The organism is Microbacterium sp. X-17, from assembly GCF_039615055.1.
The window spans coordinates 1,022,707-1,046,348 of the sequence record NZ_JBDHNI010000003.1 but is presented as its reverse complement, the minus strand read 5'-3'; the positions used below and the strand labels follow the sequence as shown (position 1 = coordinate 1,046,348).

Below are 23,642 nucleotides of genomic sequence, written 5' to 3'. Positions count from 1 at the left end.
ACGCCGCGGCTCCGTCGCCCTGGTCGGGGGCGGCCCCGGCCATCCGGACCTCATCACCGTCCGCGGGCGTCAGCTGCTGACCGCAGCCGATGTCGTGATCGCCGACCGGCTCGGCCCGCGCGCCCTGCTGGACGACCTCGCGCCCGGCGTGGAGGTCATCGACGTCGGCAAGCGCCCGCACCACCACCCGGTGCCCCAGTCGCAGATCAACGAGCTCCTGGTCGAGCACGCCCGCGCGGGCAAGCGCGTCGTGCGGCTGAAGGGCGGCGACCCGTTCGTCTTCGGACGCGGCGGCGAGGAGGCCGAGTTCTGCCGCGCCGCCGGTGTCCCGGTGGAGGTCGTCCCCGGCGTGACCAGCGCCATCGCCGTGCCGTCCATCGCCGGCATCCCGGTCACTCACCGCGGGGTCGCCGCCGGGTTCACCGTGCTGTCGGCGCACACCGACATCGACCAGGTGCCGGGCGGGCCGGAGCACACCGTCATCCTGCTCATGGGCGTCTCCGGGCTCGCGAGCACCGCCGCGACCCTCGCCGCCGGCCGCCGCGGCGCGGACTGCCCGGTCGCCATCGTGGAGGACGGCTACGGCGACGGCCAGCGTGTGACGGTCGGCACCCTCGGCACCATCGCCGCGGAGGCCGCCGTGCGCGGCGTGCAGTCGCCGGCCGTGATCATCGTCGGCGACGTGGTCCGGCTGGCCGACCCCGACCTCCTCCCCATCCCCGCAGCCCACAGCACTGCACCGTACAGAGAGGCCCATCAATGACCCGACCGTTCCGCGTGGCCGTCGTCGGCGCCGGACCCGCCGGCATCTACGCCGGCAACATCCTGCGCACCCGCGCCGCCGAGGCCGGCATCGACGCCCGGATCGACCTGTTCGAGTCCCTGCCCGCGCCGTACGGCCTCATCCGCTACGGCGTCGCCCCCGACCACCCTCGCATCAAGGGGATCGTCACGTCGCTGCACGACATGCTCGCCGACGGGTCCGTGCGGCTGATCGGCAACGTGGAGGTCGGCGCCGACATCACCGTGGACGAGCTCCAGTCCCTCTATCACGCGGTGATCTTCGCGACCGGCGCGCAGCGCGACGCCGTGGTCGGCCTCCCCGGCCTCGACCTCCCGGGCAGCTTCGGCGCCGCGGACTTCGTCTCCTGGTACGACGGCCACCCCGACGTGCCGCGGCACTGGCCGCTGGAGGCCACCGAGGTCGCGGTGCTGGGCAACGGCAACGTCGCCCTGGACGTGGCGCGCGTGCTGGCCAAGCACCCGGCCGACCTGCTGACCACCGACATCCCGGACAACGTGCACGCGGGGCTGGCCGCCTCGCCGATCACCGACGTGCACGTCTTCGGCCGCCGCGGCCCGGAGGACATCAAGTTCACCCCGATCGAGCTGCGCGAGCTCGGCGAGGTGCCCGGCGTCGACATCGTCCTGTACGACGAGGACTTCGACCGCGCGGACGCCGTGACGGGGGAGCGCCGCGCTGCGGGCAACCAGGCCAAGGTCATGGCGCGCATCCTGCAGTCGTGGCGCGACCGCGAGCCGGGCAGCGCCCCGCGCCGCCTGCACCTGCACTTCTGGCACCGGCCGGTCGAGCTGCTCGGCGAGGAGGCCGTGACCGGCATCCGCTTCGAGCGCACCGAGCCGGACGGCGAGGGCGGCATCCGCGGCACCGGAGCGTTCGCCGACTACGACGTGCAGGCCGTCTACCGGGCGATCGGCTACCGCGGGACCCCCGTGCGCGACCTCCCGTTCGACGAGGCCGCCGGGGTCATCCCCAACGACGGCGGCCGCGTCCTCGACGGCGGCGAGCCGGTGCGCGGCCTCTACGCGACCGGCTGGATCAAGCGCGGCCCGGTCGGCCTGATCGGCCACACCAAGGGCGACGCCGGCGAGACCATCGAGAAGCTGCTGGAGGACCACCCCGCCTTGGCCGACGCCGAGCGCCCGGGGGAGGACACCGTGCTGTCCTTCCTGGAGTCGCGCGGCGTCCGCTACACGACGTGGGAGGGCTGGCTCGCCCTCGACGCGCACGAGCGCGCGCTGGGCGACGGCTTCGCCGGCGACGTGGTCCGCGAGCGGGTCAAGGTCGTGCCGCGCGAGGAGCAGGTCGCGATCTCCAACCGCGAGGTGATCGTCCGATGACCTACGTGATCGCGCTGCCGTGCGTGGATGTGAAGGACCGCGCCTGCATCGACGAGTGTCCCGTCGACTGCATCTACGAGGGCGAGCGCTCGCTCTACATCAACGTCGAGGAGTGCGTCGACTGCGGCGCGTGCGAGCCGGTCTGCCCGGTCGAGGCGATCTACTACGAGGACGACCTCCCGGAGGAGTGGGCCGACTACCACGCGGCGAACGTGGAGTTCTTCACCGAGCTCGGGAATCCGGGCGGCGCCTCCAAGGTCGGCCCGCAGCCGTTCGACCACCCGCTGATCGCCGCGCTGCCGCCGCAGGAGGCGGTGCATGCCTGAGGTCGTCGTCATCGGCGGCGGCCCGGCCGGGCTGTCCGCCACCCTCAACCTCGCGCGGGCGCTGGTCGACGTCGTGCTGGTGGACGCCAGCCGGCCCCGGAACGCCGCGACGCTGCGCTCGCACGGGTTCCTCACCCGCGACGGCATCCGCCCGACCGAGCTGCGCGCCCTCGCCAAGGCCGAACTCGCGGCGTACGAGAACGTCGAGCACCTGGAGCGGCGGTCGGTCGCCTCGGTGCGCGCGGACGGCGACGGGTTCGTGGTCGAGATCGCCGGCCGGACGCCGGACGAGAGCCACTCGGTCTCGGCCAGGACGGTCCTCCTCACGACCGGGCTGACCGAAACCCTCCCCGCGCTCCCGAGCATCCGCTCGTTCTACGGGATGAGCGTGTTCAGCTGCGTCGCGTGCGACGCCTGGGACCTGCGCGGCCAGCGGCTTGCCCTCATCGGTGAGACGCCGGACCTCGCCCGCCGCGCGGTGCACCTGGCGCGCTGGACGACCGACCTCACCGTCTTCACGAACGGGTCCGCGGCCGTCACCGCCGAGGAGGAGACCGCCCTCGACGCACTCGGCTTCCGGGTCGAGCGGACCACGATCGCGGACCTCGACGGGGAGCGCGGAACCGTCCGCTCCGTGCTGCTGGAGGACGGCCGGTCGATCCCGATCGACGGGGGGTTCATCCGGCCCACCTGGACGATCGCGACCGGCTTCATCGACGGCCTCCGCCCCGAGCAGTCGGCCGACGGCTTCCTCCTCACGGACGACGAGGGCCGGACCTCGGTCCCGGGGCTGTACGCCGCCGGCGACGTCGCCGCTCCCGGTCCGCAGCAAATGATCATCGCCGCCGGCACCGGCGCGCGCACCGCGGCCGCCATCGTCGCCGACCTCCAGGTCCAGGCCGCCTCCGCGCTCAGCCGGATCCTCACCTGACCCCGCACCTCCACCCGTCACGAACACGAGAGAGAGCCATGCCCACCAACGTCTACGACAACATCACCGCCGCTGTCGGCCGCACCCCGCTGGTCACGCTGAACCGGCTCGCCGCCGACGCCGGCGCGACCGTGCTGGCGAAGCTGGAGTTCTTCAACCCGGCGGGGAGCGTGAAGGACCGCATCGGTGTCGCGATCATCGACGCGGCCGAGAAGTCCGGGGCGCTGCGCCCGGGTGGGACGATCGTGGAGGGCACCAGCGGCAACACCGGCATCGCCCTGGCGATGGTCGGCGCGGCCCGCGGGTACAAGGTGATCCTGACCATGCCGGAGACGATGTCGAAGGAGCGGCGGGTGCTGCTGCGCGCGTTCGGCGCCGAGATCGTCCTCACCCCCGGCCCGGATGGGATGCGCGGAGCGGTCGAGGCGGCGAAGCAGATCGTCGCCGAGAGTGACAACGCGATCTGGGCGCAGCAGTTCGCCAACGAGGCCAACCCGGCCGTCCACCGGGCCACCACGGCCGAGGAGATCTGGGCGGACACCGACGGCGGTGTGGACATCTTCGTCTCCGGGATCGGCACCGGCGGCACCATCACCGGTGTCGGGCAGGTGCTGAAGGAGCGCAACCCGGGCGTGCAGGTGATCGCGGTCGAGCCGATCGACTCCCCGATCCTCAACGGCGGCAAGCCGGGCCCGCACAAGATCCAGGGCATGGGGGCGAACTTCGTCCCGGAGATCCTGGACACCTCCGTCTACGACGAGGTCATCGACGTGTCGTTCGAGGACTCCCTCGACGTCGCCAAGCGGCTGGCGTCCGAGGAGGGCATCCTCGCGGGCATCTCCTCCGGTGCGATCGTCTGGGCCGCCTTGGAGGTCGCCAAGCGGCCGGAGAACGCGGGCAAGACCGTCGTGGCGATCGTCGCCGACACCGGCGAGCGGTACATCTCGACCGCGCTGTGGGAGGGGCTCGGCGACTGAGGGGTGGCGGCCGGCGCGTGTGCCCCCATCAGGCGGCACCAGTACTAGGTATTTCGGGTGTCAGGCGCCCGCCCGGATACTGATTCCGATGTAACACCAACGAAGACGCTCAACGCGCCGACCCCCGCCGCAGAAAGCCGACCCCGAAATGCCTGCCACAGAGACCATCGACACAGCCACCGTCACGGACCGCTGCGCGTACTTCGCAGCCCCTCACGCCCACGTCTGGGAGTACACGAACGGGCACCTGGTGTGCGCGTTCTGCGACGAGAAGCGCCCGTACCCGGCGTAGCTATACCGCGCCCGCGCCCTCGTCAATCCCCCGAGCCTCGGCTCCGATCTGACTTAGTTTCGAGCACAGCGGACGGCACTTCCGGCCGCGCTCTCGACAGAAGGAGTCAGTGATGACGATCGCCATGGACCGCCCCGAAGCCGATCGGATGGCCGGGGACGCGCTCGCGCCGGGCACAGCGACCGAGACCGTGTCGTGGAGCACGCCGGCCCGGTGGCTCTGGGTCGCCGGGACGCCGACCGAGTACGTGGGGATGGTGGACCGCAACCTCGACGGGTACGTCGCTACCGGCTTCGACGGTCACGACCTGGGGGTGTTCGCGGCGCGCTCCGACGCGCAGACGGCGGTGTGCAGCCACTGGTCCGTGGCAGGCGACGAGCGCTGAAGCCGGTGGCACAGCGCGAGACCGGCGCGGATTATAGGGCGTTGTCCGCGATCGAGCAATGGTCCCGGGTTTTGCCGTCGATACGACACACTGAAGCGAACAACAGGAGCTGGGAGGTGAGACGTGCCTGCTGACGACCGCCGCGCCCGGCTGGAGCGCGACCTCCCGGACGCCGCGAGCCGCGGCGAGATCATCGCCCTGTTCCAGCCGCAGTTCTCGCTGGAGACCGGCGAGGTCGTCGGCGCGGAGGCGCTGGCCCGGTGGATCCACCCGCAGTTCGGTCTGATCGCTCCGGGCGAGTTCATCCCGATGGCCGAGCGCCTGGGGCTCGTCGGCGGGGTCGGGGATGTCATGCTGCGGCTCGGCTGCCACGCCGCCCGCGACTGGCAGGACCAGGGCCACCCGATCGAGGTCGCCGTCAACGTCTCGATCCTCCAGCTGCGGACGTCCGCGATCGTCGACACGATCGCCGGACTGCTCGACGAGTTCTCCCTCCGCCCCCGGCTGCTGACGCTGGAGGTGACCGAGACCACTCCGGTGACCCAGGTCCCGGAGGCGATCGACACCGTCCACCGGCTGAGTGAACTCGGCGTGAACATCTCCGTCGATGATTTCGGCGCGGCCTACGCGTCGCGCGAGCAGGTCATCGCGCTGCAGGCGATCGAGCTCAAAGTGGACCAGTCCCTCGTGCAGGAGACCCAGGGCCCGCACAGCGAGGACCTGGCGCGTGCCGTCGAGTTCGGCAAATCGCAGGGGATGCGCCTGGTCGCGGAGGGCATCGAGACGGAGGCGCAGCTCGCCCGGGTCCGCGCGCTCCACTGCGATCGCGGCCAGGGGTACCTGCTGTCGCGGCCGACGACGAAAGCGGATGTGGACAGCCTCCTGGTCGGCGCCGGAGGCCTCCCGCTCAAATGATTGACGTGTGGCAACTTGACGTTTGCCTCGCGACCAGTCACTCTCAACACATGCACTTCGACCGGTCACGCATTTGAGGCCCGATGTGCGCGACGAGGTCGCGCGCATGCAGCCCTTCCCTCGAGCCCTTGTGGACCGATCCCACACCATCGTCGACGCCAACCAGGCGCTGGAGGTCTGGGCCAGCCGCCAGCACGACAACCTGGTCGGCATGCCCCTCGCCACGGTGCTCGGCGTCGACGGCGACGAGCTGTCCGCGGCGCTGGCCACCGGCAACCCCGGCGGCATCCGCCTGGCGTCGACGGCCCACGGGTATCAGGAGACGCGGAGCTCGGTGGTGATCCGCGCCGTGCGCATCTCCGGCGGCCACACGATCGTCGCCTTCGACCCGGAGCTGGCCGCGGTCGGCGAGCGCACGGTGGCGCTCGGACGACGCGAGAGCGACCGGCTCCAGCTGCTGCTGGCGGCGTCCGTCGCGTTCGCGAAGACGCGGACCGAGGAGGAGCTCGGCGAGCTGCTGTCGGAGACCGCCCGCCGGGCGTTCAACGCGACGGCGTGCAGCGTGCACACCGGCGAACCGGGCAACTACGCGCTCGTGGCGGGGGAGAACCTGCTGGAGGCGGAGTGGCCGGAGGACGCCAGGGATGAGAGCGTGCAGCTCGGGAGCGTGGTGACGATCCAATCGCCCGCCGAAGCCGACGTCGTGGCACCGGGCCTCGGGTTGAGCGGCGTCTTCGAACGGTCGGGCGTCTCCGCGATCATCGGTGTGCCGATCATCGAGGACGACGTCCTCTACGGCGCGTTCGCCTGCTACTTCGACCAGCCCCGCGCCTTCGACGACCAGGCCGTGCCGCTGGCCGAGGCGCTGGCCCAGCTGGCCGGGCAGGTCCTCGTACGACTGCGCCTGGAGGCGCGACTGCGCCGGGCGGCGATGCTGGACGAGGTCACGGGCCTGCCGAACCGGCGGCTGTTCGACGAGAACCTGCACCACACCGAGCGCGCCCACGCGGACCAGGTCGCGGTGCTCTTCGTCGACCTCGACGGCTTCAAGGCCATCAACGACACCCTGGGGCATGCCTCGGGCGACCGCGTGCTCAAGGAGGTCGCGGACCGGCTGAGCCGGGTCTTCCGCCAGGAGGACATGATCGCGCGCTACGGCGGAGACGAGTTCATCGCCGCGCTGCAGGTCGCCGACACGACCGACGCGCTCGAACTCGCCGACCGGGCCAGGGCCGCCATCGCGGAGGACTTCGCCGGCATCCCTCGCGAGCTGAACATCACGGCCAGCGTGGGCATCGCCATCACGGACGATGTCGCGGGCCAGTCGATCGACCACCTCATCCGGCTCGCGGACCAGGCGATGTACGCGGCGAAGCGCGGTGGCGGCGACCAGGCCGTCGTCTACGGGGCCGGGCGCTAGCGGACGCACGCAATACCAGGGATGGACGCCCGGGTCTACCGGGGCGCGGGGAATTCCGGAATGCCGGAGAATGTGGACGTGAGTGCACCCGACACCCCGGTCCCCCTCCTGCTCGGACGGTACCGGCCGCAGCGGCTGCTCGCACGCGGCGGTTCGGCGATGGTCTTCCGCGCGCGCGACGAGAACCTCGGCCGCGATGTCGCCGTCAAGCTGTTCTCGTCGGGAGGCCCGGGCGACCTCGCACGGTTCCGGGCCGAGGTGGGTGTGCTCGCCCGCCTCCACCATCACGGCGTGGTGTCGATCCTCGACGCCGGAGTCGACGACTCCTCGCCGAAGGACCCGCGTCCGTTCCTGGTCATCGAGCTGGTCGAGGGCGACACGCTCCGCGGGCTGCTGAACGCGGGCACCCTGTCGACGCGCCAGATCGGGGAGGTCGCGTTCGAGGTGGCCGAGACGCTCGAATACGTCCACGCGCGCGGCGTCATCCATCGCGACGTGACCCCGGCGAACATTATGATCGTCGACTACGGCACCCGGTTCTCGCGTCCGCGGGCGCGGCTGACGGACTTCGGCATCGCCATCCACGCGACCGGCCCTCAGGAGGCCGCCGAGGCGACCTTCGGCACCGCGGCCTACCTCAGTCCCGAGCAGGTCCGCAGCCAGAACCTGACGCCGGCCTCCGACATCTACTCGCTCGGGCTCGTCCTGCTCGAATGCTTCACCGGATCCATCGCCTTCCCCGGCTCGGCGGTCGAGTCGGCGCTCGCCCGGCTGGACCGCGACCCCGAGCTGCCCGACACGGTCCCCGAGTCGTGGCGGGAGCTCATCGCCTGGATGACGCAGGCCCACGCCGCCGACCGCCCGACCGCGGCGGACGTCGCGGAGGCCGCGCGGGGAGCCCTCCGGGCACAGCGGGAACACGAGCCCGCGTGAGCCCGGGATCGGCAGACCGGGCAGCATATGATCGACAGGCCGGCGTGACCCGCGCCGGCGCACGCCCTCGGAAGGAGACCACCGGTTGGGCACTCTGATTTACGGCACCGGCGCGAAGATCGACATCGACGACCGCCTGCTGGCCCACCTCCAGCTCGTCATCACGTCGAAGCTGCGCCGCAACGAGCAGTTCCTCTTCGAGTGGGACCACGACGAGGCGTACTCGCGCGGCCGGACCGCGATCTGGATCAACCCGTCCGTCCCGGTGCACTTCCAGTACGTGGGCAGCCGCCGCCCCGCGCTCAACCGGGCGTGGACCGAAGCGCTGATGGACGCCGCCAACAGCGTCGGCGGTCTGCGCGTCGTCCCCGAGCCTCCGGCGCACTGATGGGCACGCTCTTCTACGGCGACGCCGCGTCGTCGGTCGAGTTCGACGACCGCCTCCTCGCGCACCTGCAGCTCGCGATCGTCACGAAGCTGCGGCGGAGCGAGAGCTTCGTCTTCTCGTGGGACGTCGCGGCCGCGGCGGGAAGCGGCTCCAACTCGGTCTGGATCTCCCCGACCGTCGGCCTCCGCTTCACCTATCCCACCCACACGCGCGAGCCGATCAACCGGGCGTGGGTCGAGGCGCTGGTGCGCACGGCCAACAGCGTCTCCGGACTCCGCATCGTCGACGAACCCGGCGCGGGCGTAGAGTCGCCGGCGCAGGCCCAGAGCAAGACCGACCGAATGGATGAAGAGTGATCGTCAACAGGCTGACCGTCGATGGCAAGGACTACTTCCTGCCGGGATCGGTGACGGAGCTGCGCGAGAAGATCAAGAACGCGATCCAGGCGGGCGGCGACTACGTGAACATCCCGCCGCTGCGCTCCGGCCCCGGCATCGACATCCTGTTCTCGCCGGGCATGCCGGTGGTCTGGAGCCAGATCGACGTCGGAGGCGACGCGATTCCGGAGGCCGACGGCGCGGAGGTGTCGGAGTCGAGCATCGACGACGACACGTTCGACGGGCTTTGAGCCCAGCAGGACTCTGTTCGAGCGGGACTCAGCTCCCCGCCGACCCCGGGTGCGTGCCGAGCACGTAGGTCTGGATGGCGATCACCGCCGCGCCCCGGCACCACTCCAGGTTGTCGCCGGGGGTCGTGATCAGGTCGAGCGTCTTGGCGCGCGGGTCGCGGTCGGCGGCGACGCCCTGGTCGATGGCCTCGCGGGCGACCTCCACGAGGCGGACTCCCTCCCCGCCGAGCACGATGCGCTCGGGCATCGTGAGGTTGGCCACGGCGGCCAGCAGGCGGCCGAGGCCGCGGCCGGCGTCATCGACGACCCGGCGTGCGGCGGGCTCGCCGGCGGCCGCCAGGGTCAGGGCCTCGTCGTAGCTCACGTCGTGCCCCAGTGCGGTGCCGACCTCGTGGACGATGGCCTCCTGGGTGAGGACGCTGCGGGCGCAGCCGCGGTGGCCAGCCGGGCAGAGCGGGCCGTACGGGTCGAGCGGCCAGTGGCCGATGAGGCCGATGCCGGCGTCGTCGTCGGCCACGATCCCGTCGTGGATGACCAGGCCGTAGCCCACGCCGGCGCCGAGGGTGATCACGGCGAAGCGGTCCAGGCCGCGGCCGTAGCCGAACCAGTGCTCCGCCTCGGTGAAGGCGACGACGTCGTTCTCGATCACGGTGGAGATGCCGGTGCGCTGCTCGATCATCTCGACCAGCGGCACGTCCTCCCACTCCAGGAACGCGGCGCTCGCGACACGCGAGTTGTCGGCGATGCGGCCGCCGAGGCCGACGCCGAGGGCGGTCACCGGGGGCACGTCGCGGGAGAGCCGCTCGGCCAGCACGCCGATGGCGTCCGCGACGGTCCGGGGGTCGCGGGAGCCGAACTCGACCATGTCGGTGGCGATGACGTTGGCGCGCAGGTCGGTGGTGACGCCCTGCACCCGGTCGGCCATCAGCTTCATGCCGATGAAGTGGCGTGAGCCGGAGACGACGTCGAGGGGGCGGGAGGGGCGTCCCGTCCGGCCCTCGGCCAGCTCGCCCGTCTCGACCAGGAGCCCCGACTCGATGAGCGGCGCGCTGAGCCGGGTGAGCGACCCGGGGGAGAGGTCGAGCCGGCGGGCGATCTCGCTGCGGGACAGCGGGCCGTTGAGGAGGACTTCGAGCGCGACGGACCTCGATGCGCCGGTGTCCGGCGTCCACGTCGGTGCAGTGATCGTCACGCATCCCCCTCAGGTCTCGTGAACACACTTTTGCATATCGGGATTGTTTCGTCAATCAACCAACTCGGTCGAAAATCGGCCCGGTAAGTCATTGTTGACAGCGGGTTGTTTTTGTCATAGAAATAACTCCACACCGCGGGGCCCGCACCGAGCGCCCCCTTCCGACAGGAGAACTGCAATGAAGCGTTCCACCGCACTGGCCGCGACGGCGGCGCTCGCGGCATCCATCGCACTGGTCGCCAGTGGATGCTCCGCCTCGTCGTCCGGATCCTCCGACGGCTCCTCCAGCCACCCGGTCACGCTGACCTTCTGGGGCTCCTACGGCAACGGCGGCAACTCGGCCCAGCAGGACGCGCTGAACAAGACCCTCATCCCCGCCTTCGAGAAGGCGAACCCGGGCATCACGATCAACTACGTCGACATCCCCTACGACAGCCTCCACCAGAAGCTGACCACCAGCGCCGCCGGCGGCACCCTCCCCGACCTGGTCCGCTCCGACATCGGCTGGGTGCCGCAGCTCGCCCAGCTCGGCGTCCTCACCCCGCTGTCCCAGTCGATGTCCGACTTCGGCACGCTCTCCAAGGCGGTCTACCCGGGGACGCTGACGACGAACAAGTACAAGGGCACGTACTACGGCCTGCCTCTGGACACCAACACCCGCGTGCTCATCACCTCGCAGAAGGCCCTCGACGCCGCGGGCATGAGCACGCCGCCGTCGACCTTCGACCAGGTCAAGCAGATGGCGGCCAAGCTCAAGGGCACCGGCGTCTCCGTCTTCGCCGACGGCGGCCTCGGCGGGTGGAACATCTTCCCGTGGATCTGGTCCAACGGCGGCGAGATCACCAACGCGAGCCTGACCAAGGCCAGCGGGTACCTCGACGGAGCCAAGTCGGTCGCGGCGATCCAGTTCCTGGTCGACCTCTACAAGGAGGGCCAGATCCCGAACCTGATCACCGGCAACCAGGGCGCGACCTCCACGTCGGACGGCCTGCCGACCGGGAAGTACGCGACCATCCTCGACGGGCCGTGGATGAAGGCGATCTGGGCGGGACAGTACAAGGACTTCCAGCCGATCTACGCCCCGGTGCCCAAGGGCGACGGCGCGTCGACCAGCGTGGTCGGCGGCGAGGACATCGTGCTCACGGCCTCCTCGAAGAACCAGGCCGCGGCGGAGAAGTTCATCCGCTTCACCCAGTCCGAGAAGTTCCAGATCGAGATGGCCAAGACCGGCCAGATGACCGTGGTCCCGGCCTTCGCCTCCAAGCAGGCCGCGATCGACCCGTACTTCACGACCTTCGCCGACCAGCTCAAGACGGCGAAGTCGCGGCTCGCCATCCCGCAGGGCGACAAGGTCGACGGCATCCTGAGCGCGGCGCTGACACCGGCCTTCGCCGGGACGACGAGCGTCAAGGACGCGCTCACCGCGGCGGCCCAGCAGATCGACCCGCTGCTGACCGGAAAGTGATCCCGTGAGCACCACGACGGAACGGACCGTGCGCGCGGTGGGGGCCGACCCCACCGCGCCGCGGCGCTCGACGGCGGGACAGCGGCGCCCCCAACCGCAGGGACGGCGGCGGACGCTCGGCGCCGGCGCGACGCCCTACCTCTTCATCGCCCCCGGCTTCATCCTGTTCGCGGTGCTGATCCTGCTGCCGATCTTCCAGGCCGTGCAGATGAGCTTCTTCGACTGGAAGATCATCCCCGGCGCGGTCAGCCAGTTCCTCGGCCTGGACAACTACGTCCGGGCGTTGCAGGACCCGCACTTCTGGCTGAGCCTCACCAACAGCGGCATCTACATGCTCTTCACCGTGCCGCCGCAGATCGTGCTCGGACTCCTCATCGCCGTCCTCCTCAAGCGCAGGAGCCCGACCCAGCCCGTGTTCCGAGTCCTGTTCTATCTGCCGGTCGTCACGAGCTGGGTGGTCGTCTCCCTGCTGTTCAAGTTCCTGTTCGCCGACGGCGGCCTCGTCAACTTCACGCTGCACGACTTCCTGCACCTGATGAGCTCCGACGTGTCCTGGCTCTCCGGTCGCTGGACCGCGCTCGTCGCGATCTGCGCGCTCGGCGTCTGGAAGGGCGTGGGCTGGTCGATGATGATCTTCCTCGCGGCGCTCCAGGGCGTGCCGCAGTCGCTGGAGGAGGCCGCAACCATGGACGGCGCCGGCCGGTGGCAGCGCTTCCGCGTGGTCACCCTCCCGGCGATCTGGCCCTCGGTCGTCTTCGTCCTGGTGATGCTCGTGATCGGCGGCTTCAACGTCTTCACCTCGGTGCTCGTGATGACCGCCGGAGGTCCGGGCGGCCAGACCGACGTCGTCCTCACCTACATGTACGACCAGGCGTTCGCGAACCTCGACTTCGGCTACGGCTCGGCGCTCGCCGTGATCCTCGCCGTCATCGTGTTCGTGCTCGCCGTCATCCAGCTGCGCGTCTTCCGCGACCGCGGAGAGGAGCTCTCATGACCGCCGTGTCGAACGGCCGGAGCGTCGGTCGGCGCATCGCCCGGCCCCGGTTGCGGACGCAGCGCAGGCTGGGCGCGGGTGTCCGGATCGCCGCCCTCGTCGTCGGCGCGGCCATCATGGTCACGCCGTTCCTCTACATGCTGTCCACCAGCTTCAAGAGCCAGGCGTACGTGCTCACCGTGCCGCCGCAGTTCATCCCGAACCCGGCGACCACCGCGAACTACACGCAGGCCCTGACCACGCAGGACTTCGGGCTGTACTTCCTGAACTCGACCATCGTCGCCGTGATCTCCACCGCGCTGTCCGTGCTGATCAGCTCGATGATGGCGTACGGGTTCGCGCGCTACCGGTTCGCCGGCCGCGAGACGATGTTCCGCATCCTGCTGATCGGGCTGGTCGTGCCGGCGATGATGCTGATCATCCCGCAGTTCATCATCGCCAAGTTCTTCGGGCTGATCGACTCGCTCGGCGGCCTGGTCGTGTTCTACGTCGCGGGCTCGCTCGCGCTCAACACGTTCCTGCTGCGCGGCTTCTTCGCCTCCATCCCCGCCGAGCTCGACCAGGCGATGCAGGTCGACGGGGCGAACGCGTGGACCCGGTACTGGCGGCTTGCGCTGCCGCTGGCCAAGCCCGCGCTCGCCACGGCGACGATCTTCACGTTCCTGTCCTGCTGGGACGAGTTCGCCTGGGCGCTGACGATCATCAACACTCCGCAGAACCGCACCCTCCCGATCGCCATCGCCCTGTTCCAGGGTCAGAACGCGACGCAGTGGGGCCTCGTCTTCGCGGCCTCGGTGATCGCGGTCGTCCCGGTGATCGTGGTGTTCCTCGTCTTCCAGCGCTACTTCGTGCAGGGCCTGACCTCCGGGGCGGTGAAGGGATGAGCGAGCTGCTGCCCGAGCGTGCCTGGTTCGGCGCGGGCGACGAGATCCGGGTCGAGGTGCGCGGCGTGTCCGGGTCCGGGGAGCTCACGCTCTGGCGCCTCGGCGAGCAACTGGGCGCGTGGGCGACGGACGGCGCAGGGTTCGTCTCGCTCGGCACTCCGGCGCCCGGAGGCTACGGCGTCGAGTGGACGGACGGGACCGTCCTCCTCCGCACGGCCGTGCAGGTCGCCGGAGCCGGCACGACGCGCCTGCGGTACGGCTTCACCGTCGACTACACGCCGGGTCGTGACCCGCGCGGGCTGGTCGACACCGTTCGCCGCCTCCACCTCACCGATGTGCAGTTCTACGACTGGGCCTACCGGCACGCCGACCTGCTCGGCGGCGGGGAGGACTACGACGACGCGCTGGGCCAGCCGGTGTCGCTGGCGACGGTGCGGCGGCTGGCCGACGGCGTCCGCGCGGCCGGGGCGCGCGCCCTCGGGTACGCGGCCGTGTATGCGGTCGGTCCGCGCGAGTGGGACGGCTGGAAGCAGTGGGCCCTCCTCGACGCGGCCGGGCAGTCGTACGCGCTGGGCGACTTCCTCTTCATCGTGGACCCGGCCGCAGTGCCGTGGCTGTCGCACTTCCGCGACGAGCTCGCTGCCGCCGTCCGGACGGTCGGCTTCGACGGGTTCCACCTCGACCAGTACGGCTACCCGAAGCACGCGCGACGCGCGGACGGCCGCACGGTCGACGTCGCCCGGTCGTTCGACACCCTGATCGGCGGGGTGCGGGACGCCCTCCCCGACGCCCATCTTGTCTTCAACAACGTCAACGACTTCCCGACCTGGACGACGGCGGCGAGCCCGCAGGACGCCGTCTACATCGAGGTGTGGGACCCGCACCTGACGCTCGGCTCGCTCGCGTCCGTCGTCACCCGGGCGCGCGCGGCCGGCGGGGACAAGCCCATCGCGATCGCGGCCTACCAGCACGTCTACGACTCGGCGCCCGCCGCCGCGGCCGACCGGGCCACCGCCTTCACGATGGCGACGCTGTTCTCGCACGGGGCCACCCAGCTCCTGGCGGGGGAGGCCGACCGCATCCTGGTGGACCCGTACTACGTGCGCAACCACGTGATCGAGGACTCCACGGCCGGGCTGCTCCGGCGCTGGTACGACTTCATGGTCGAGCACGACGAGCTGCTGTTCGATCCCGCGATCGCGGACGTCACCGGCTCCTACGCGGGGCGGTACAACGACGACCTCGACGTCACCTACGCGGAGGCGGAGGTCACCGGCGAGCCCGTGGCCGGCGCGGTCTGGCGCCGGGTGGTGCAGACAGGGCGCGGCCTGGTCGTCCACCTCATCAACCTGGCCGGTCAGCCGGACACGCTCTGGGACGCGCCCAAAGAGGACGTCGCCGAGGTCGGACCGGGGACGCTGCGCCTGCGCGCGGTCGCCGGCTCGACCCCGCGCGTCCGCGTGGCGGACCCGGACGGGTCGCCACGGCTGGTCGACCTCCCCGTCCACGTGGAGGGGACGCACGCGACGGTCGTCCTGCCGCCTCCTGGCGCGTGGCAGGTCGTCCTCGTCGAACTCGAACCGGATGGAGCACCATGACCGACCTGACCACGAACCCCGCCGCGCGCGCCGGTGCGCCGGCGGCCGACGACCAGTGGTGGCGTTCCGCCGTCGTCTACCAGATCTATCCGCGCAGCTTCGCGGACAGCGACGGCGACGGCGTCGGCGACCTGCGTGGGATCATCCAGCACCTGGACCACCTGCAGGAGCTCGGCGTGGACGTCGTCTGGCTGTCGCCGGTCTACGCGTCCCCGCAGGACGACAACGGCTACGACATCAGCGACTACCGCGCGATCGACCCGGCGTACGGGACGCTGGAGGACTTCGACGAGCTACTGGCGGACCTCCACGCGCGCGGCATGAAGCTGGTGATGGACCTCGTGGTCAACCACACCTCCGACGAGCACCCGTGGTTCGTGGAGTCCGCGTCGTCCGTCGACAGCCCGAAGCGCGACTGGTACTGGTGGCGGAAGCCGAGGGCCGGCTTCGCGGCGGGCGCTCCGGGCGCGGAGCCGAACAACTGGGGCTCCTTCTTCTCGGGGCCCGCCTGGCACTACGACGAGGTGTCGGGCGAGTACTACCTCCACCTGTTCTCGCGCAAGCAGCCCGACCTCAACTGGGAGAACCCGGAGGTCCGCGACGCCGTCTACGACATGATGAACTGGTGGCTCGACCGCGGAGTCGATGGCTTCCGGATGGACGTCATCAACCTGATCTCGAAGGTCGCCGGGCTCCCGGACGCCGAGGTGCCGCCCGGCGCGGTCCACGGCGACGGGTTCCCGTTCTACGCGCAGGGGCCGCGCATCCACGAGTTCCTGCAGGAGATGCACGAGCGGGTGTTCGCCGGACGCACCGGCGACTACCTCACCGTCGGCGAGATGCCGGGGGTGACGGTCGAGCACGCGCGGCTGTTCACCGACCCGGCCCGGCGGGAGGTCGACATGGTGTTCCAGTTCGAGCACGTCGGGCTGGACCACGGCGCCGGCGGCAAGTTCGACCCGGGCGCCGCCTCGCCGCGGGACGTGAAGGCGTCGCTCGGCCGCTGGCAGGAGGGCCTCGCGGAGACCGGCTGGAACAGCCTCTACTGGAACAATCACGACCAGCCCCGCGTCGTCAGCCGGTTCGGCGACGACCGTCCCGAGCACCGCGTCGCCTCGGCGAAGGCGCTCGCGACGGTCCTGCACCTGATGCGCGGAACGCCCTACGTCTACCAGGGCGAGGAGCTCGGGATGACGAACATGCCGTTCGCGTCCATCGACGACTTCCGCGACATCGAGTCGCTCAACCACTACGCGGTGGCGGTCGCCGCGCAGGGACAGGCGCCGGAGGCCGTGCTCGCCGCGTTGCGCGTGATGAGCAGGGACAACGCGCGTACGCCCGTCCAGTGGTCGGACGGCCCGGCGGCCGGGTTCACCACGGGCACGCCGTGGATCGCGGTCAACCCGAACGCCGCGCTGATCAACGCCGCGGCGCAGCGCGAGGATCCGGGCTCGGTCTTCGCGCACTACCGCGCGCTCATCGCACTGCGGCACAGCGAGCGGGTGGTCTCGCACGGCAGCTTCGAGCTCCTGCTGCCGGAGCACCCGACCGTGTTCGCCTACACGCGGACGCTCGGCGACCGGCAGCTGCTCGTGATCGCGAACCTGTCCGGCGAGCGGGCGGTGTACGACCTCCCGGACGCCGCCGGGTGGCGCGAGGCGGAGCCGGTGCTCGGCAATCTCGGCGGGCGGCTGCCGCGGGTGGACGGGCGCTGCGAGCCGTGGGAGGCGCAGGTGTTCCTCCAGGAGGTCACCGGCTGACTAGTGCCCTCCCGTGACCTGCCCCAGCGTGTCCGTGGCGAGCGCTGCGCGCACCCGGGCGAGCGCGGCGGGGTCCTCGAGCACGATCGACTGCCCGTCCGCGGAGGTCCCGGTCCCGGCGGTCGGGAGCGTGAAGGTGTGGATGCTCCCGGCGCCCGAGAGGCGCAGGCTCGCCGCGAGCGACAGCATGCTCGGGAGGTCGAACTGCGCGTCCACGCTGACCGCGGACCCGGCGGCCTTGGCGAACGCCAGCGTGGCGCCCGGGTTCGTCAGCACCGAGCGCCGCAGGAGGGTCGTCGCGAAGCCGCGCAGGAGCGCCTGCTGGTCCGCGACCCGCTGGTAGTCGGCCGTGGGGAACGCGTACCGCTCGCGCGCGAACGCGAGCGCCTGGTCCCCGTCGAGGTGGTTGAGCCCCTGGACGAAGTGGTAGTGCGGCGCCTTCACGGTGGTGAAGGCGAGCGGGCTGTCCACGTCCACGCCGCCGATGGCGTCCGTGACGTCCTTCAGCCCGGCGAAGTCGAGGATCACGACGTGGTCGATCCGGACGCCGAGGAGCTGCTCCACCGTCTCCACGGTCAGCGGCGTGCCACCCCAGGCCAGGGCCGCGTTGATCTTCGCGGTTCCGTTGCCGGGAATGGGCACCCACAGGTCCCGCATGATCGACATGACGTAGACGTCGCGCCGGTCGGCGTCGATGTGGACGAGCATCATCGTGTCGGCGCGCTGATCGGACACCGCGGTGGGCCCGACCGACGTGGGTGCGCCGCGGGAGTCGGAGCCGAGCAGCAGGATGTTCATCGCGCCGGGCATGGCGGGCGGCGTCGTGGCGGCGGGCGTCGGCACGGCGGTCGGGAGTGCGTTCGGGAGGCGCGTCACGTGCGAGTCGAAGGTGCTCGCCACGCTCCCGGCATAGAGGGCCGCCGCCGTGAACGCCGCCACGATCGCCACCAGGACGACCAGCGCGAGCATGAACAGGATGCGGCCCCACCGCCCGGTGTGACCGCGCGGGTGGATGTGTACGGTGTGGATGGCCATCCGGCTCGCCCCCCTCGTGCCGGGGGTCGGGTCCGGCACCAGAGATTTAAATGAGAGTTACTCATCTCTCTGTGGTGGGGATAGTATAAGCAGTCTGTCCTCATTTGCGAGGACATGATCTGAGACTGTGCTCAGATCGTTGCGGAGCCCTTCCTCACAACGTGCGCGACCGGCCGAGAGCTGTTCGTCACGCAGGTTTCACGTGCGGCGCGGATGACGGAAACACGGCCTTCCTAGCGTGGTGGACATCCACTCGCTCCCGTCGCAGGAGGTCCGCACGATGACCAGCACCGTCTCCGTCCCGACCGCGGCCCCGGCCGCGCAGTCCGCCCTCCCCGTCCGTCCCGGCCGCTGGATCGACGGCTGGAACGCCGAGGACACCATCCAGTGGCACGCCGAAGGCGCCGCCATCGCGCAGCGCAATCTCCGCTGGTCGATCTTCGCCGAGTTCCTCGGTTTCGTCGTCTGGCAGCTCTGGTCGATCGTCGTGGTCGCCCTGCCCGCAGCCGGCTTCCACTTCACGACGGGACAGACGTTCTGGCTGATCTCGATGCCGAGCCTGGTCGGGGCCACACTGCGGTTCCCCTATACGTTCATGGTCCCGAAGCTCGGCGGCCGCAACTGGACGATGGTCTCGGCGGCGCTGCTCCTCATCCCAGCGATCGGCCTCGCGCTCTGCGTCGCGAACCCGCAGACACCGTTCGGGGTGATGCTGCTGGTGGCGGCGCTCGCCGGGTTCGGCGGCGGCAACTTCGCCAGCTCGATGGCGAACATCACCTTCTTCTACCCGCAGCGCAAGAAGGGCTGGGCGCTCGGCCTCAACGCCGCCGGCGGCAACCTCGGCGCGGCGGTCGCGCAGTTCGCCGTGCCGATCGTGATCACGATCGGAGCCGGCGCGACCCTCCAGCTCCCGCTCGCCGGCCTGGTCTGGGTGCCGCTGATCCTGGTCGCCGTCATCGGGGCGTGGCGGCGGATGGACAACCTCTCGAACGCGCGCGCCGACGTGAAGGCCTCGCTCGCCGCCCTCCGCGCGCCCGAGCTGTGGTTGATGGCGCTGCTCTACATCGGGACGTTCGGGTCGTTCATCGGCTTCTCCGGCGTCTTCCCGAAGCTCATCGCCGACCAGTTCCCGGCGTTCAGCGCGTTCCCGGTCGGCGGCGCGACGCTGTCGCTGGCGTTCCTCGGCGCGCTCGTCGGCTCGCTCGCCCGTCCGTTCGGCGGCCGGCTCGCCGACCGGTTCGGCGGCAGCACCATCACGATCGCCGCCTTCGTGGTCATGGCGCTGGGGGCGCTCGCCGTGATCCTCACGCTTCCGCTGGACAACTTCTGGCTCTTCCTCGGCTTCTTCCTGGTGCTGTTCATCGCGTCGGGGGCGGGCAACGGCGCGACGTACCGGATGATCCCCACGCTGTTCGCGCTGCGCTCCGGCACGGCGGACGGGCACAGCTTCGCTGGTGACGTCTCGTCGCAGCGGACGGCCGCCGCCGCCCTCGGGATCGTCTCGGCCTTCGGCGCCTACGGCGGTTTCGTCATCCCGCAGGTCCTCGGACTCTCGAAGGCGACGACCGGAGGCTACGCGGCCGGGCTGACCTGGTTCGTCGCCGCCTACGTGGTGCTGCTGGCGATCACGGTGGCGGTCGCCATCCGCGGCCGCCGCCGCGGGGTTCGGATCTGAGCGGGGGTCCGATGTCCGCGCCGAGCCACTGCCCGTACTGCGCACTGCAGTGCGCGATGACGCTCACGCCCTCGGCGGACGCGGCGAACCCCGTGACCGTCGCCGGCCGGATGTTCCCGACCAACCGCGGCGGCCTGTGCAAAAAGGGCTGGACCTCCGCGGAGCTGCTCGCGACGCCCGGCCGGCTGACCACCCCGCTGATCCGCCGCGACGGTGAGCTGCGACCGGCCGAGTGGGAGGAGGCGCTCACCTTGATCGCCGCGCGGCTCGCAGCCATCCGCAGCGAGGACGGCCCGGACGCCGTCGCGGTCTTCGGCGGCGGCGGCCTCACCAACGAGAAGGCCTACCTGCTCGGCAAGTTCGCCCGCCTGGCGCTGGCGACCTCCCGCATCGACTACAACGGACGGTTCTGCATGGCGTCGGCCGCTGCGGCGGGCAAGCGGGCGTTCGGGGTCGACCGGGGGATGCCGTTCCCGGTGACCGACCTCGATGACGCGGACACCATCCTGCTGCTCGGCTCGAACGTCGCGGCCACCATGCCGCCGTTCATCGGCCACCTGGCCGGCGCGCGAGCGGCGGGCGGTCTCGTCGTCGTCGACCCGCGCCGCTCCCAGACCGCGCAGCTCACCGCCGACGGGGGAGGCCTGCACCTGGCGCCGGCGCCGGGCACCGATCTGGTGGTGCTGCTCGGCCTGACCCACCTGGTGCTCGCCGAGGGCCTGGCCGACCTCGACTACCTCCAGGCGCGGACCAGCGGCTTCGACGCCCTCCGCCGCAGCGTGTCGGGGTGGTGGCCCGAACGCGTGCAGGAGCACACCGGCGTCCCGGTCGCGCAGCTCCGGGAGGTCGCCCGCCGGCTCGCGCGCGGCCGCGACACCTACATCCTCACCGGCCGCGGGGTCGAGCAGCACGTCGACGGGACGGACACCGCGACGGCCGCGATCAACCTGGCGCTCGTGCTCGGCCTCCCCGGGCGCGCAGGCTCGGGCTACGGGACGCTGACCGGCCAGGGCAACGGCCAGGGCGGTCGCGAGCACGGGCAGAAGTGCGACCAGCTCCCCGGCTACCGCTCGATCGCGGACCCGGCCGACCGCGCCGCCGTCGCCGCGGTCTGGGGCGTCGACCCCGGCGTCCTCCCGGGGGCGGGCGTCCCCGCGGTCGAACTGCTCGGGATGCTCGGGCGGCCGGGCGGCGTGCGCGCCCTGCTCGTTCACGGCTCCAATGTGGTGGTCTCCGGTCCGGACGCCGGCGCCGTGCGCGCCGGCCTCGACGCGCTCGACCTCCTGGTGGTGTGCGACTTCGTCCTGTCGGAGACGGCGGAGCTCGCCGATGTGGTGCTGCCGGTCACGCAGTGGGCCGAGGAGGAGGGGACCATGACGAATCTGGAGGGCCGCGTCCTGCGTCGTCGCCGCGCCCTCGACCCGCCGCCGGGCGTGCGGAGCGAGCTGGACATACTCGCCGACCTCGCGCGCCGGCTGGAGGCGCCGTCGGAGTGGCCGACCTCCCCCGCGGAGGTCTTCGACGAGCTCGCGCGGGCGTCGGCGGGCGGCGCGGCCGACTACTCGGGGCTCAGCCACGCGGTGCTCGACGCCCAGCTCGCGAACGACGTCGCCGCGCACTGGCCGTACCCTGCGGGGTCGGACGGCACGCCGCGGCTGTTCCTGGACCGGTTCGGCCATCCGGACGGGCGGGCACGCCTCGTCGCCGTCCGGCCGCGCGACCTCGCGACAGGCAGGGAGCCCGGCGAGCTGACCCTGATCACCGGCCGGCTGCTGGAGCACTACCAGTCAGGTGCCCAGACGCGCCGGGTCCCCGAGCTGGTCACCGCGCAGCCTCTCGCACGCGCCGAACTGCACCCGGCCACGGCCGCGCGGCTGGGGATCGGCGACGGGGAGCCGGTGCGCATCCGCAACTCCCGCGGGAGCGTCGAGGCGACGGCCCGGCTCACCGCGGGGATGCGGATCGACACGGTGTTCCTGCCGTTCCACTTCGCCGGACGACAGTGCGCGAACCTGCTGACGGAGGCCGCGGTCGACCCGATCTCGGCGATGCCGGAGTTCAAGCGCACGCTGGTGACGGTGGAGGCCGGCGCATGAGCAGGCCGCTGCGCATCGTCCTCATCGGCTACGGGCCGGTCGGCGCGCGCTTCGTGGAGGAGCTGCTGCCGGCCGTCGCGGCCGGGGAGGCCTCCCTCGTCGCGGTCGGCGCCGAGGACGAGGACGCCTACAACCGGGTGCTCGTCGCCGAGTACGCGGTGGGGGCCGCCTCCCGCGACCGGCTCGACGTCGCCGACACCGCGGCGGCGCGGGCGGCCGGGGCCGAGATCCGCCTCTCCGAGACCGCCGTCGCGATCGACCGGGTGCGGCAGCGGGTCCGCACCTCCGCGGGCGACGAGCTGCCCTACGACCGGCTGGTGCTCGCCACCGGCTCGCGTGCGAACATCCCGACCCTCGACGGCCTGGAGGACACCAGGCGGGGGCGGGACGCCGCGCCGCGCGCCGAGATCGATCGCGGGCGGCGTCCCCTCCCCGGCGGAGTCGTCGCCCTGCGCGATCTGGCGGACGCCGACCTCGTCGCTCCCGTCGTGGCGGCCGGGGGCGCCATCGTCGTGCTCGGCGCCGGGGTGCTCGGCATGGAGTTCGCGCTGCTCGCCGCCGAGCACGGTGCGCAGGTGGTGGTCGTCCACCACGGCCCGACCCCGATGGCGCGCAACCTCGACGAGCCGGGCGGCCGGATGCTCGCCCGCGCCGTGCGGGCCGCCGGCGTCGGGATGGCGCCGCACGCGCGCGCGGAGAGCGTCGGCTTCCGCGACACCGGGCTCGGCCGCGTGTTTGACGGGGTCGGCTGCGCGGACGGCACCTACATCCCGGGTGACCTGCTCGTCCTGTCGTGCGGGGTCGGCCCCCGGGTGGAGCTCGCGCTGGCCGCCGGCCTGGCGTGCTCGGCGGGCGTGCTCGTCGACGAGGAGCTGCGGAGCTGGAGCGACCCGGACGTGTTCGCGATCGGGGACTGCGCGCAGGTCGCCGCGCCGGAGGACGCGGACGCGTCCGGCCGGGTGGGCGGCGCGCCGAGCGGGCTGATCGGGCCGGGCTGGCGGCAGGCGGCGGCGCTGGCCCGGCGGTTCCGGGCGGAGGCGGCCGGAGCGGCGGCGGGGGCGGATGCGGCGGTCGCCCTCCGCGAGCGGCCGACGGCGGTGATGCTCAAGGCGACCGGGATCGACGTCGTCGCGGGCGGCGACCACGCGGCCGAGCCGTGGGACGCGGACGCCGAGGTGACGGTCTGGCTCGACCCGGCCAGGGCGGCCTATCTGAAGACCGTGGTGCGGGAGGGCGTGCTGACCGGCTTCGTCGCGGTCGGGCTCCCGCAGGCCGGGGCGGAGCTCACCCTGCTGTTCGAGCGCGGCGCCGCGCTCCCGGCCGAGCCGTCCGCGCTGCTGCGGCTGGACGCCGCCGACGCGGGCGCCGTCGCCGTGGAGGACCCGCTCGGCCCTGACGCGACGGTCTGCTGGTGCAACGGCGTCACCGCGGGCCGCATCGGCGAGGCCGTCGCCGCCGGCTGCGACACCGTCGAGTGCGTCGGCCGCGACACCCGGGCCGGGACCGGCTGCGGCGGCTGCAAGGGCCGCATCGCGGCGATACTCGCCTGACGCGCGATTCGTGCCGAATGGCGCGAATGCGGCGGCGAAAGCCGCCATTCGTGCCG

General features: G+C 71.8%; 22 protein-coding genes and 1 pseudogene. 21 read left to right on the top strand and 2 right to left on the bottom strand.

Translation table 11 applies throughout. The features are described from left to right. Positions 1–7: 7 nt before the first annotated feature. The 13 genes and pseudogenes from cobA to ABCS02_RS19145 form a co-directional block, all read left to right on the top strand. Positions 8–763 (top strand): annotated as a pseudogene (cobA, locus tag ABCS02_RS19205) (uroporphyrinogen-III C-methyltransferase); the annotation flags it as partial. After that, positions 760–2,142 carry an FAD-dependent oxidoreductase gene (locus tag ABCS02_RS19200; RefSeq protein WP_345837267.1) on the top strand — a complete coding sequence of 461 codons (1,383 nt, stop codon included), beginning with the start codon at positions 760–762 and terminating at the stop codon, positions 2,140–2,142. The pseudogene cobA and the gene ABCS02_RS19200, both read left to right, overlap by 4 nt. Beyond that, positions 2,139–2,468 (top strand): ferredoxin, encoded by a 330-nt coding sequence (gene fdxA / locus ABCS02_RS19195; protein ID WP_345837266.1) that lies wholly within the window; start codon positions 2,139–2,141, stop codon positions 2,466–2,468. The genes ABCS02_RS19200 and fdxA overlap by 4 nt, the downstream gene beginning before the upstream one ends. Beyond that, the gene (locus tag ABCS02_RS19190; protein WP_345837265.1) at positions 2,461–3,399 is read left to right on the top strand and encodes an NAD(P)/FAD-dependent oxidoreductase; all 939 of its coding nucleotides are present in this window, start codon (positions 2,461–2,463) and stop codon (positions 3,397–3,399) included. The genes fdxA and ABCS02_RS19190 overlap by 8 nt, the downstream gene beginning before the upstream one ends. A gap of 38 nt (positions 3,400–3,437) precedes the next feature. Beyond that, positions 3,438–4,376 (top strand): cysteine synthase A, encoded by a 939-nt coding sequence (gene cysK / locus ABCS02_RS19185; RefSeq protein WP_345837264.1) that lies wholly within the window; start codon positions 3,438–3,440, stop codon positions 4,374–4,376. Between the two features lie 148 nt (positions 4,377–4,524). Continuing rightward, positions 4,525–4,668: a hypothetical protein gene (locus ABCS02_RS19180; RefSeq protein WP_345837263.1), complete on the top strand. Its 144-nt coding sequence runs from the start codon at positions 4,525–4,527 to the stop codon at positions 4,666–4,668. A gap of 112 nt (positions 4,669–4,780) precedes the next feature. Beyond that, complete coding sequence (locus tag ABCS02_RS19175; protein WP_345837262.1) at positions 4,781–5,053, top strand: hypothetical protein; 273 nt, start codon at positions 4,781–4,783, stop codon at positions 5,051–5,053. Positions 5,054–5,176: 123 nt separating this feature from the next. Beyond that, a complete protein-coding gene (locus ABCS02_RS19170; protein ID WP_345837261.1) occupies positions 5,177–5,968 on the top strand; it encodes an EAL domain-containing protein in 792 nt (263 codons plus the stop codon). A gap of 130 nt (positions 5,969–6,098) precedes the next feature. After that, the gene (locus ABCS02_RS19165; RefSeq protein WP_345837260.1) at positions 6,099–7,388 is read left to right on the top strand and encodes a sensor domain-containing diguanylate cyclase; all 1,290 of its coding nucleotides are present in this window, start codon (positions 6,099–6,101) and stop codon (positions 7,386–7,388) included. A 78-nt stretch (positions 7,389–7,466) separates the two neighbouring features. Beyond that, a complete protein-coding gene (locus tag ABCS02_RS19160) occupies positions 7,467–8,321 on the top strand; it encodes a serine/threonine-protein kinase (RefSeq protein ID WP_345837259.1) in 855 nt (284 codons plus the stop codon). An 85-nt stretch (positions 8,322–8,406) separates the two neighbouring features. Beyond that, complete coding sequence (locus tag ABCS02_RS19155; protein ID WP_345837258.1) at positions 8,407–8,709, top strand: ATP-dependent DNA ligase; 303 nt, start codon at positions 8,407–8,409, stop codon at positions 8,707–8,709. Beyond that, a complete protein-coding gene (locus tag ABCS02_RS19150; RefSeq protein WP_345837257.1) occupies positions 8,709–9,065 on the top strand; it encodes a hypothetical protein in 357 nt (118 codons plus the stop codon). Before ABCS02_RS19155 ends, ABCS02_RS19150 begins: the two co-directional genes overlap by 1 nt. Beyond that, positions 9,062–9,337, top strand: coding sequence for a hypothetical protein (locus ABCS02_RS19145; protein ID WP_345837256.1), 276 nt, complete (start codon positions 9,062–9,064; stop codon positions 9,335–9,337). The genes ABCS02_RS19150 and ABCS02_RS19145 overlap by 4 nt, the downstream gene beginning before the upstream one ends. A 28-nt stretch (positions 9,338–9,365) precedes the next feature. Here ABCS02_RS19145 and ABCS02_RS19140 read toward each other — a convergent pair whose 3' ends face one another. Beyond that, positions 9,366–10,529, bottom strand: coding sequence for an ROK family transcriptional regulator (locus ABCS02_RS19140; RefSeq protein ID WP_345837255.1), 1,164 nt, complete (start codon positions 10,527–10,529; stop codon positions 9,366–9,368). A 178-nt stretch (positions 10,530–10,707) separates the two neighbouring features. Here ABCS02_RS19140 and ABCS02_RS19135 point away from each other — a divergent pair, with 178 nt between their 5' ends. Genes ABCS02_RS19135 through ABCS02_RS19115 form a run of 5 tightly spaced genes read left to right on the top strand, consistent with a single transcriptional unit; the run spans position 10,708 to position 17,230 of the window. Further along, positions 10,708–11,994: an extracellular solute-binding protein gene (locus tag ABCS02_RS19135; protein ID WP_345837254.1), complete on the top strand. Its 1,287-nt coding sequence runs from the start codon at positions 10,708–10,710 to the stop codon at positions 11,992–11,994. A gap of 4 nt (positions 11,995–11,998) precedes the next feature. Further along, a complete protein-coding gene (locus ABCS02_RS19130; RefSeq protein ID WP_345837253.1) occupies positions 11,999–12,988 on the top strand; it encodes a sugar ABC transporter permease in 990 nt (329 codons plus the stop codon). Further along, a complete protein-coding gene (locus tag ABCS02_RS19125; RefSeq protein WP_345837252.1) occupies positions 12,985–13,872 on the top strand; it encodes a carbohydrate ABC transporter permease in 888 nt (295 codons plus the stop codon). Before ABCS02_RS19130 ends, ABCS02_RS19125 begins: the two co-directional genes overlap by 4 nt. Next, positions 13,869–15,470: a glycoside hydrolase family 66 protein gene (locus tag ABCS02_RS19120; protein WP_345837251.1), complete on the top strand. Its 1,602-nt coding sequence runs from the start codon at positions 13,869–13,871 to the stop codon at positions 15,468–15,470. The genes ABCS02_RS19125 and ABCS02_RS19120 overlap by 4 nt, the downstream gene beginning before the upstream one ends. Then, entirely contained in the window at positions 15,467–17,230 is a 1,764-nt protein-coding gene (locus ABCS02_RS19115; RefSeq protein ID WP_345837250.1) for an alpha-glucosidase, read from the top strand. The genes ABCS02_RS19120 and ABCS02_RS19115 overlap by 4 nt, the downstream gene beginning before the upstream one ends. Here the strand turns inward: ABCS02_RS19115 and ABCS02_RS19110 are convergent, their stop codons facing one another. Further along, positions 17,231–18,265 (bottom strand): LCP family protein, encoded by a 1,035-nt coding sequence (locus ABCS02_RS19110; protein WP_345837249.1) that lies wholly within the window; start codon positions 18,263–18,265, stop codon positions 17,231–17,233. A gap of 280 nt (positions 18,266–18,545) precedes the next feature. Between ABCS02_RS19110 and ABCS02_RS19105 the strand changes: the two genes are divergently transcribed. Genes ABCS02_RS19105 through ABCS02_RS19095 form a run of 3 tightly spaced genes read left to right on the top strand, consistent with a single transcriptional unit; the run spans position 18,546 to position 23,586 of the window. Further along, entirely contained in the window at positions 18,546–19,940 is a 1,395-nt protein-coding gene (locus ABCS02_RS19105; RefSeq protein WP_345837248.1) for an MFS transporter, read from the top strand. Positions 19,941–19,951: 11 nt separating this feature from the next. Beyond that, positions 19,952–22,036 carry a molybdopterin oxidoreductase family protein gene (locus ABCS02_RS19100; protein WP_345837247.1) on the top strand — a complete coding sequence of 695 codons (2,085 nt, stop codon included), beginning with the start codon at positions 19,952–19,954 and terminating at the stop codon, positions 22,034–22,036. Continuing rightward, a complete protein-coding gene (locus tag ABCS02_RS19095) occupies positions 22,033–23,586 on the top strand; it encodes an FAD-dependent oxidoreductase (RefSeq protein ID WP_345837246.1) in 1,554 nt (517 codons plus the stop codon). Before ABCS02_RS19100 ends, ABCS02_RS19095 begins: the two co-directional genes overlap by 4 nt. Positions 23,587–23,642: the final 56 nt, after the last annotated feature.

Excerpts from the sequence above, each read along its gene's own strand:
- ABCS02_RS19200 (WP_345837267.1), top strand. The coding sequence starts at position 760 with ATGACCCGACCGTTCCGCGTGGCCGTCGTCGGCGCCGGACCCGCCGGC.
- fdxA (WP_345837266.1), top strand. The coding sequence starts at position 2,139 with ATGACCTACGTGATCGCGCTGCCGTGCGTGGATGTGAAGGACCGCGCC.
- ABCS02_RS19190 (WP_345837265.1), top strand. The coding sequence starts at position 2,461 with ATGCCTGAGGTCGTCGTCATCGGCGGCGGCCCGGCCGGGCTGTCCGCC.
- cysK (WP_345837264.1), top strand. The coding sequence starts at position 3,438 with ATGCCCACCAACGTCTACGACAACATCACCGCCGCTGTCGGCCGCACC.
- ABCS02_RS19180 (WP_345837263.1), top strand. The coding sequence starts at position 4,525 with ATGCCTGCCACAGAGACCATCGACACAGCCACCGTCACGGACCGCTGC.
- ABCS02_RS19175 (WP_345837262.1), top strand. The coding sequence starts at position 4,781 with ATGACGATCGCCATGGACCGCCCCGAAGCCGATCGGATGGCCGGGGAC.
- ABCS02_RS19150 (WP_345837257.1), top strand. The coding sequence starts at position 8,709 with ATGGGCACGCTCTTCTACGGCGACGCCGCGTCGTCGGTCGAGTTCGAC.
- ABCS02_RS19135 (WP_345837254.1), top strand. The coding sequence starts at position 10,708 with ATGAAGCGTTCCACCGCACTGGCCGCGACGGCGGCGCTCGCGGCATCC.
- ABCS02_RS19125 (WP_345837252.1), top strand. The coding sequence starts at position 12,985 with ATGACCGCCGTGTCGAACGGCCGGAGCGTCGGTCGGCGCATCGCCCGG.
- ABCS02_RS19120 (WP_345837251.1), top strand. The coding sequence starts at position 13,869 with ATGAGCGAGCTGCTGCCCGAGCGTGCCTGGTTCGGCGCGGGCGACGAG.
- ABCS02_RS19115 (WP_345837250.1), top strand. The coding sequence starts at position 15,467 with ATGACCGACCTGACCACGAACCCCGCCGCGCGCGCCGGTGCGCCGGCG.
- ABCS02_RS19110 (WP_345837249.1), bottom strand. The coding sequence starts at position 18,265 with ATGGCCATCCACACCGTACACATCCACCCGCGCGGTCACACCGGGCGG.
- ABCS02_RS19105 (WP_345837248.1), top strand. The coding sequence starts at position 18,546 with ATGACCAGCACCGTCTCCGTCCCGACCGCGGCCCCGGCCGCGCAGTCC.
- ABCS02_RS19100 (WP_345837247.1), top strand. The coding sequence starts at position 19,952 with ATGTCCGCGCCGAGCCACTGCCCGTACTGCGCACTGCAGTGCGCGATG.
- ABCS02_RS19095 (WP_345837246.1), top strand. The coding sequence starts at position 22,033 with ATGAGCAGGCCGCTGCGCATCGTCCTCATCGGCTACGGGCCGGTCGGC.